General features: G+C 47.9%; 1 protein-coding gene. It reads right to left on the reverse strand.

From position 1 onward, the window contains the following. Positions 1-261, reverse strand: a 261-nt coding sequence (locus SAZ04_RS22360) for an H-NS family histone-like protein (RefSeq protein ID WP_332699852.1), incomplete at both ends; no start/stop codon positions are given.

The following is a 261-nucleotide window of genomic DNA, read 5'->3' on the forward strand; positions in this document are numbered from 1 at the left end:
CGCCGTTTTCGTCAACGTAGCTATATTTTGCCGGACGCTGAGCACGTTTAGCTTTGGTGCCAGATTTAACGGCAGCAAGGCTATTCAGCAGTTCGTTCGGGTCAATACCGTCAGCGATCAGCATTTCGCGATATTGCTGCAGTTTACGAGTGCGCTCTTCAACTTCAGCAGCAGCCGCGCTTTCTTCTTCGCGACGTTCGTTAACAACAACTTCTAATTTTTCCAGCATTTCTTCCAGCGTTTCAAGTGTACATTCTCTTG

This window comes from Halalkalibacter lacteus (assembly GCF_036663595.1).
Taxonomy (GTDB): Bacteria; Bacillota; Bacilli; order Bacillales; family Bacillaceae_D; genus Halalkalibacter; species Halalkalibacter lacteus.